The organism is Sulfuricaulis sp. (assembly GCF_049587675.1).
In the GTDB taxonomy this organism is placed as follows: Bacteria; Pseudomonadota; Gammaproteobacteria; order Acidiferrobacterales; family Sulfurifustaceae; genus Sulfuricaulis.
Window position 1 is genome coordinate 1 of record NZ_JBAVEJ010000136.1, and the last position, 7,767, is coordinate 7,767.

At 61.0% G+C, this 7,767-nt stretch carries 7 protein-coding genes; all 7 read right to left on the reverse strand.

Annotated features, from left to right (window positions below):
• Positions 1-54: 54 nt before the first annotated feature.
• From rlmH to leuS, 7 genes are read right to left on the reverse strand one after another with little or no spacing between them, the layout of a single operon-like run.
• Positions 55-522: a 23S rRNA (pseudouridine(1915)-N(3))-methyltransferase RlmH gene (rlmH, locus tag WB402_RS07175; protein ID WP_424206371.1), complete on the reverse strand. Its 468-nt coding sequence runs from the start codon at positions 520-522 to the stop codon at positions 55-57.
• A 44-nt stretch (positions 523-566) separates the two neighbouring features.
• Entirely contained in the window at positions 567-977 is a 411-nt protein-coding gene (gene rsfS / locus WB402_RS07180; RefSeq protein ID WP_424206373.1) for a ribosome silencing factor, read from the reverse strand.
• The gene (gene nadD, locus WB402_RS07185; RefSeq protein WP_424206375.1) at positions 977-1,663 is read right to left on the reverse strand and encodes a nicotinate-nucleotide adenylyltransferase; all 687 of its coding nucleotides are present in this window, start codon (positions 1,661-1,663) and stop codon (positions 977-979) included. The genes rsfS and nadD overlap by 1 nt, the downstream gene beginning before the upstream one ends.
• Positions 1,664-1,705: 42 nt before the next feature.
• Positions 1,706-2,992, reverse strand: coding sequence for a glutamate-5-semialdehyde dehydrogenase (locus tag WB402_RS07190; protein WP_424206377.1), 1,287 nt, complete (start codon positions 2,990-2,992; stop codon positions 1,706-1,708).
• Positions 2,993-2,994: 2 nt separating this feature from the next.
• Positions 2,995-4,020, reverse strand: coding sequence for a DNA polymerase III subunit delta (holA, locus tag WB402_RS07195; protein ID WP_424206379.1), 1,026 nt, complete (start codon positions 4,018-4,020; stop codon positions 2,995-2,997).
• Positions 4,004-4,531 carry an LPS assembly lipoprotein LptE gene (gene lptE, locus WB402_RS07200; protein WP_424206381.1) on the reverse strand — a complete coding sequence of 176 codons (528 nt, stop codon included), beginning with the start codon at positions 4,529-4,531 and terminating at the stop codon, positions 4,004-4,006. Before lptE ends, holA begins: the two co-directional genes overlap by 17 nt.
• Positions 4,532-4,548: 17 nt before the next feature.
• Positions 4,549-7,155, reverse strand: coding sequence for a leucine--tRNA ligase (gene leuS / locus WB402_RS07205; RefSeq protein ID WP_424206383.1), 2,607 nt, complete (start codon positions 7,153-7,155; stop codon positions 4,549-4,551).
• Positions 7,156-7,767: the final 612 nt, after the last annotated feature.

The window sequence follows — 7,767 nt, forward strand, 5'->3', positions numbered from 1 at the left end:
GGGCGGGAGCATCCCGCATTCACACAATGCCGCCGCAGGCGGCTCGACTGTACGCTACCGATGATACGGCAAATTATTAATGATGCTCCAGGCGCGATACAACTGTTCGGCCAGCACCACACGCACCACCGGATGCGCCAGGGTAAGCCGGGACAATGCCCAGCTTACATCGGCCTGTTTGAGGCATTCCGGCGCCAGCCCTTCCGGCCCACCGATCAGAAGCGCGAGGTTATCGCCGCTGGCGAGCCGGGTCTTCAGTTCGGCGGCGAGGGCTTCGGTGTCCAACTGCTTTCCGCTTCGGTCGAGCGCGACAATACGCGCGCCTGAGGGAACGGCGGCAAGCTGGCGTCGTCCTTCCTGTTCGATAAGGCGCCGGAGATCGGCGCCCTTGGCGCGCCGGCCGGCGGGAATCTCATGCAACACCAGGCGGCATTCGCGCGGCAAGCGTTTGGCGTACTCCTGAAAACCCGCTTTGACCCAATCGGGCATGCGTTCGCCAATGGCAATGATGTGAATTTGCATGTTGAGTCTTAAAGCGCCAAGTCACCAACAGAGCTATAAATTTATTATTTTGCTTTTTTCGGTTTTCTTGGCGTCCTGGGTGGCCTGGCGGTTTCCTTGTGCTTGCCGGGTTCAACGTGCTTGGCATCGGACCAGAGCTTTTCGAGATTGTAGAAATCGCGCGTCTGCTCGCGCATGAGATGCACGACCACGTCGCCGAAATCGATCAACACCCAGTCACCGAGCTGCTTGCCTTCGGTGCCCACGGGCCGCAAACCGTGACCACGCAATGTTTCCACGACCTTGTCGGCGCTGGACTGCACGTGCCGGTTCGAGGTGCCGGTGGCGATAACCATGTAGTCCGTGAAATCGCTGATCTTGCGGACATCGAGTACCGCGATATTCTGCGTCTTGGCGTCCTCCAGGGCATCCTGGATCCACTGCTGGGTCTTCTTGGCTTTGGCAACTTTAGGCATCAGTTTTTCCGATTGACGTAAACATGGTTGGCGCGAATGTAGTCAAGCACTGCGGACGGCAGCCACGCTTCCACCGGCTCGCCGCGCGCCAGCGCCTCGCGAATCCGTGTTGCGGAAATGTCCTGTGGCGTGACTGCCTGAAAGTAAATCTTTCCACTGCCGGTCTGAGTTAGCTTCGCTGTCTCTCTTACCACACGGTCTCGTGCCCACGCTGGCAATCTTTCGCCGGCCGGTAATTCCCAGCCGGGCCGTGTCATCACGACAAAATGCGCCAGTTCCGGCAGGCGCTGCCACTGATGCCAGGTCTCGATGCCCTCGAACGCATCCAGCCCCATCAACAGGCACAGCGGCCGCTCGCCGGATTCGCTACGCAGGGATTCCAGCGTCAGCACGGTATAGGAAGGTCCGCCGCGCCTGAACTCGCGGTCATCCATCGTGAACCCGGGAACACCGGCCACCGCCAGCTCAACCATGCGCAGGCGTTGTTCGGGCGTGGCCACCGGTGGCCGGCGGTGCGGCGGGTTGGCGGCGGGAATGACGCGGATCTCCGCCAGGTCGAGGGCGCGCAGGACTTCCTGCGCAGGACGCAAATGGCCGTAGTGAATGGGATCGAAAGTACCGCCAAGAATACCGAGGGCTTTAGCCACAATAAAAACAATCGACAGGATTTCGCGGAACTGGAACACGCACGAAAAAATCTTGAGTCAAGTTAATCCTGTCAGTCCTGTCTATATTCTGATATGTCCGTCACCGAGCACGACGAATTTCACTGATGTCAATCCTTCAAGTCCCACCGGTCCGCGCGCGTGCAGTTTGTCGGTGGATATGCCGATCTCGGCGCCGAGACCATATTCAAAACCGTCGGCAAAACGCGTCGAGGCGTTGACCATCACGGAACTGGAATCCACCTCGCGCAGGAACCGGCGCGCGTGGGTGATGTCCTCGGTCACGATGGCGTCGGTATGCGCGGAGCCATACCGCGCGATGTGATCGATGGCCTCGCTCACATTCTCGACCACGCGGATCGACAGGATCGGCGCGAGATACTCCGTGTACCAGTCTTCTTCGCTGGCGGTCTTGATACCGGGCAGAATTTTGCGCGTGGCCTCGCAGCCACGCAGCTCAACGCCCTTCTCATGATACATCTTGCCAAGCACCGGCAGGATCTGGTTGGCCACGCTGCGCGCGACCAGCAGTGTCTCCATGGTATTGCACGTGCCATAGCGCTGGGTCTTGGCGTTGAATGCCACCTTCACCGCCTTGTCCATGTCGGCCCTGTCATCGATATAAACGTGACACACGCCGTGCAGATGCTTGATGACGGGTATCGTCGCTTCAGCGCTGATGCGTTCAATGAGGCTCTTCCCGCCGCGCGGTATGATCACGTCCACGTGTTCCTTCATGCGGATCAGTTCACCCACCGCGGCGCGATCGGTGGTCTCGACCACCTGCACGGCGTCCTCGGGTAGCCCGGCCTGCTTGAGGCCGGTCTGGATGCAGGCCGCGATGGCCCGGTTCGAATGAATCGCCTCGCTGCCGCCGCGCAGAATCGATGCATTGCCGGATTTGAGACACAGACCCGCCGCGTCGGCGGTCACGTTCGGACGCGATTCATAGATGATGCCGATCACACCGAGCGGCACGCGCATGCGTCCGACCTGAATGCCGGAAGGACGGTAATTCAAATCGGTGATCTCGCCGACCGGATCGGGAAGCAAGGCGATCTGGCGCAGCCCTTCGGCCATGGACTTGATGCGTTGGCTATTCAGCTCGAGCCGGTCGAGCATGGCGGAATCGAGTCCCTGGGCCTTGCCCGCCTCAAGGTCTTTCCGGTTCGCCGCGATCAACGCATCGGTCTGGCGCTCGATTTCAGTCGCCATTGCCGTCAAGGCGCTGTCTTTCATCGCGGTTTCGGCGCGCGACATGGCGCGCGCGGCAACGCGCGCGCGCTGCCCGACCTCGCGCATGTAACGTTGGATATCCGTGCCGCTTGCCTGTTGGGATGCTGTCTTCATACTTATATATTACACGTGCCGAGCTTCAGGCCGCTCATGCCCAGCGCCAGGCATTGCAATTCCTGCCACACGTCGCCCGCGCCACGGCCTTTCAGGATACGATCGGTGCGCGCGGCGCGGCGCAGCAAGTCCTGCGCGGCCTCGGGCGACAGGCGCTTGAGCGCGGCGCTCATCAGCGGCTTGCGTTTGGCCCATACCCGGCGCGCATCGAGCACCCGCATCACGGGTTGTCCGGCCGCCACCATCGCCGCCATCTGCGAAAGTTCACGCGCCTCGCGTGCCAGCGCCCACAGAATCAGGATCGGTTCAACGCCTTCGCCGCGCAGGCTGTCTAGAATCCGCGCAACCGCGATCGGCTCGCCGCGCAGGCTGGCATCGGCCAGCGCAAAAACATTGTAACGGGCATTGTCGCTGAGATTTCCTTCTATGTCATCCAGGCCCACTTCGGCCGCGCCAAACAACATGGCCAGTTTGTCGATTTCCTGCGCGCAAGCGAGCAGATTTCCCTCCATCAGATGCGCCAACAGATCCACCACACCCGGGCCGGGACGGAGGCCTTTCATCTCCATGCGCCGGCGTATCCACGTCGGCCATTGCGTCGCCTCCGGCGGATAAACGGCCATGACCACGCCAGCGCTCTCCAGTGCCTTGGCCCATTTGGTTTCGCGCGTCTGTTTGTCGAGCTTGCCGCCGCTCACGACAAACACGGTATCGGCGGGCGGCCGCGCCGCGATCTCGATGAGAACCTTGGCCCCGGCCTCACCCGGTTTACCGGTAGGCAATCGCAGTTCTATCAGCCTGCGTTCGGAGAAGAGCGACAGCGATTGGGTGGAGTTGAAAAGCCCGTTCCAGTCAAAACCGCTCTCCACCGTCAGCACCAGATGCTCGAGATAACCGGCGGCATGCGCTGCATCGCGGATCGCGCGGGTGCATTCCTCCACGAGCAGCTGTTCTTCGCCGTACGCAAAATAAATCGGCGCGAGTCCGCGCTTGAGGTGATTCAGAAGTTGATCAGCGCTGATCTGCATGGCTGTCCGTTGGCGTGATGCGCGACAAGCGCCGCAGGATTTGCTGCACCGCATCGCGCTGCATCTCGCCGCGCAGTTCCTGCACTTCCCTTTCCTTGGCGAGCACATTCAAGCGATCGAAGGCGAGATCGCGCTGCACCCTGACCGTCTGTGATTCCGCCAGCGCCTTGCCCTCCTTGCCGGTCAGCCGGAAACTCACTTCATACTTCAGCAGGTATTCTTCCACCTTGGCGGTGGAGCCCACGGACAACACCTGGCTGTCGGAACGCTCGCCATAAAGGACCAGCAGCGGCGCATCGCCGCTATCCTCGATCTGCACGTCCGTCTGCGTGCGCAGGGCGTTTTTCATCGCCACGAGCAGCGGGTCGTTCTGTTGCTGATCGTTCTCCACCATAACCCGCAGTGTGGAAAGCATGGGCGGGAACTCGACCTTGCCGGTTCCACGCAGATGAAAACCGCAGGATGAAAGAATGCCGAGCGCTACCAGCAACACGAACCGTCTCAGCCGCATTGCGCTATCCGGGCGCATCATCCCGCCACCACGATGTTCACGAGCTTGCCTGGCACCACGATCACCTTTTTCACCGCCTTGTCGCCAACATGGCGTGCTACACTCTCATCCGCCAGCGCGATCTCGCGCACCTTCTCTTCCTTCGCATCCACGGGAACCGCGATCCGTCCGCGCAGCTTTCCGTTCACCTGCACCACGATTTCGAGGCTGTCCTGTTTCAGCGCGGCGGGGTCCACCTGCGGCCAGCGCGCGTCCACCACCGCCTCGCGGTGCCCCAGCGCCATCCACAAAGCATGGGTAATGTGCGGCACGATCGGCGCGAGTGCCAGCGTGATGAATTCGAGTGCCTCGTGGCGCACCGCCTTCGCCTGCTCGGAAGCGTCACCGTGACGGGACAACGCGTTGGACAACTCCATGACCGAGGCCACGACCGTGTTGAACGTGCGCCGCCGGCCGATGTCATCGGTTACCTTGGCGAGCGTCTGGTGCGACTGCCGCCGCAAATCGCGCAAGGCCGGCGGAAGATTTGAAAAATCGGCCTTGGCCGGAAGACCGGCGCTCACGTGCTCGGCGACCAGTTTCCAGAGGCGGCGCAGGAAGCGGTTCGCGCCGGCTACGCCTTCGTCCGACCATTCGAGCGACATTTCCGGCGGGGCGGCAAACATGATGAACAGGCGCGCGGTGTCCGCACCATACTGATCGATCAACGACTGCGGATCCACGCCGTTGTTTTTCGACTTCGACATGGTGCCGATGCCGCTCGACTCGACCGGCTGGCCGTCGCTCTTCAGCACCGCGCCGGTACGAGCGCCCTTGTCATCGAGCCTAATCTCGACGTCCGCCGGATTGTAATAAATCACGCGTCCGCTCGCGGGCTTGCGGAAGAAAATTTCGTTCAGCACCATCCCCTGGGTCAGCAGCCGCGCGAACGGCTCGTCATCCTGCACCAGTCCGGCGTCGCGCATCACCTTCCACCAGAAACGCGAGTACAGCAGGTGCAGGATCGCGTGCTCGATGCCGCCGATGTACTGGTCCACCGGCATCCAGTACTTCACGCGTGCGTCCACCATCGCGGCTCCGTTGTCCGCGCAGCAATAGCGAGCGTAATACCAGGACGAGTCCACAAAGGTGTCCAGGGTGTCGGTCTCACGCCGCGCCGGCTGACCGCACTGGGGACAGGAACAATTTATAAAATCCGCGCGCTTGTTGAGCGGGTTGCCGCTGCCATCGGGCACGCAGTCCTCCGGCAGCACCACCGGCAGGTCCTTGTCGGGCACCGGAACATCACCGCAGTTTTCGCAATGAATAATAGGTATCGGGCAGCCCCAGTAACGCTGGCGCGAAATGCCCCAGTCGCGCAGGCGCCACATCACCTGCTTGTCGCCAAGGTTCTTGGCCTTGAGGTCCGCGGCGATGGCATCGACGGCGGCGGTATAGTCGAATCCGTCGTACTTCCCGGAATTCACGCAACGCCCGCGTGTCTTGTCCGCATACCATTCCTGCCATGCGTCCGTCGAGAAAGTGTCGCCAGAAACTTGAATCACGTGCTTGATGGGAAGCCGGTATTCTTTGGCGAAATGGAAATCGCGCTCGTCATGTGCCGGCACCGCCATCACCGCGCCTTCGCCGTAACCCATGAGCACGTAGTTGCCGACCCACACCGGCACCGGCTCACCGGTGAGCGGATGCGTCACGTTGATACCGGTAGGCATGCCTTTCTTCTCGATGGTGGCCAGGTCGGCCTCCATGACCGAACCACGCTTGCACTCTTCGATAAATGCAACGAGCTCCGGGTTATTCCGGGCGGCGTGCGTCGCGAGCGGGTGTTCCGCGGCCACGGCACAGAAGGTGACACCCATAATCGTGTCTGCGCGTGTCGTAAATACCCATAGTTTTTCATCTCTGCCGTCCAGTCGGTACGGAAACGCGAAACGAACACCGGTGCTTTTTCCTATCCAGTTGGCCTGCATGGTGCGCACGCGTTCCGGCCACTCGGGGAGCTTTTCCAGGTCGGCGAGCAGTTCTTCGGCATACTTCGTGATCGCCAGGTAGTACATCGGTATCTCGCGCTTCTCGACCACGGCGCCGGTGCGCCATCCGCGGCCGTCGATCACCTGCTCGTTGGCGAGCACGGTCTGATCCACCGGGTCCCAGTTGACGACACCGGTTTTCTTGTAGGCGATGCCCTTTTCCAGCATGCGCAGGAACAGCCACTGGTTCCACCGGTAATAATCGGGTTTACAGGTGGCGAGTTCGCGGCCCCAGTCGATCGCGAAGCCGAGCGACTTCAACTGCTGCTTCATGTACGCGATGTTGTCGTAGGTCCATTTTGCCGGCGGCACGTTGTTCGCGATCGCGGCGTTCTCGGCCGGCAGCCCGAAAGCGTCCCAGCCCATCGGTTGCAGGACGTTGCGCCCCTGCATGCGCATGAAACGCGTGATCACGTCGCCGATGGTGTAGTTGCGCACATGGCCCATGTGCAGCTTGCCGGAAGGATAAGGGAACATCGACAGGCAGTAGAACTTCTCCCGCTGCGGGTCTTCCACGGCCTTGAACGTCTGGTGCTTGTCCCAATATTCCTGGGCGTCTTTTTCTACTTTTTCGGGGAGATATTGCTCGTCCATCGAATCTTCACGTTTCGGCTGAAAGCTTGTAAGGCGGAAGGATACCGTAATTCGGGGGTTTCGTCTTTTCGGTAGTGTGCGCTCCGCGCACGACTCAAAAGCTAATTGCGGGTGGCTCCGCCCCTGCAATATTGCTGTCATGCCCGCGGAGGCGGGCATCCAGGTAAGGTATCGCGCGCTATGCGCGCGATCTCAAAACCAACTTGTGGGTGGCTGACCCACGGCAGGTTACTTTTCTTTGCTTGTCCAAAGAAAAGTCACCAAAAGAAAGGACACCCCAGAGCCGCCGAAAACCCCTTGCGCTTCTCGCCCGAGCGGGCGCTGCGCAACTCGCAAGGCGCACACAACGCGCCTTTGCTCGAACAGGTGCTCGCTTAAAAACCCCCGCTCGGGCTGCGATGCTCGGCGGCGGCTACGGGGATCTGAAAACACCTCCGCGTGAAGGTTCGAGATGGGTTGCTCCCATCCCCGTCGGAGCGAGCCGAGCACCGAGCAAGGCCGGGAAAGTCAAAAGCCGCCTTTCGGCGGCTTTTGGTCATTCAAGACCTGTTGCTGCCCGGGGTGCAACAAAACCCGTTGCACCCGTTCGGCGGCGTGAACACACGTTAAGTG

Excerpts from the sequence above, each read along its gene's own strand:
- rlmH (WP_424206371.1), bottom strand. The coding sequence starts at position 522 with ATGCAAATTCACATCATTGCCATTGGCGAACGCATGCCCGATTGGGTC.
- rsfS (WP_424206373.1), bottom strand. The coding sequence starts at position 977 with ATGCCTAAAGTTGCCAAAGCCAAGAAGACCCAGCAGTGGATCCAGGAT.
- WB402_RS07190 (WP_424206377.1), bottom strand. The coding sequence starts at position 2,992 with ATGAAGACAGCATCCCAACAGGCAAGCGGCACGGATATCCAACGTTAC.
- holA (WP_424206379.1), bottom strand. The coding sequence starts at position 4,020 with ATGCAGATCAGCGCTGATCAACTTCTGAATCACCTCAAGCGCGGACTC.
- lptE (WP_424206381.1), bottom strand. The coding sequence starts at position 4,531 with ATGCGGCTGAGACGGTTCGTGTTGCTGGTAGCGCTCGGCATTCTTTCA.
- leuS (WP_424206383.1), bottom strand. The coding sequence starts at position 7,155 with ATGGACGAGCAATATCTCCCCGAAAAAGTAGAAAAAGACGCCCAGGAA.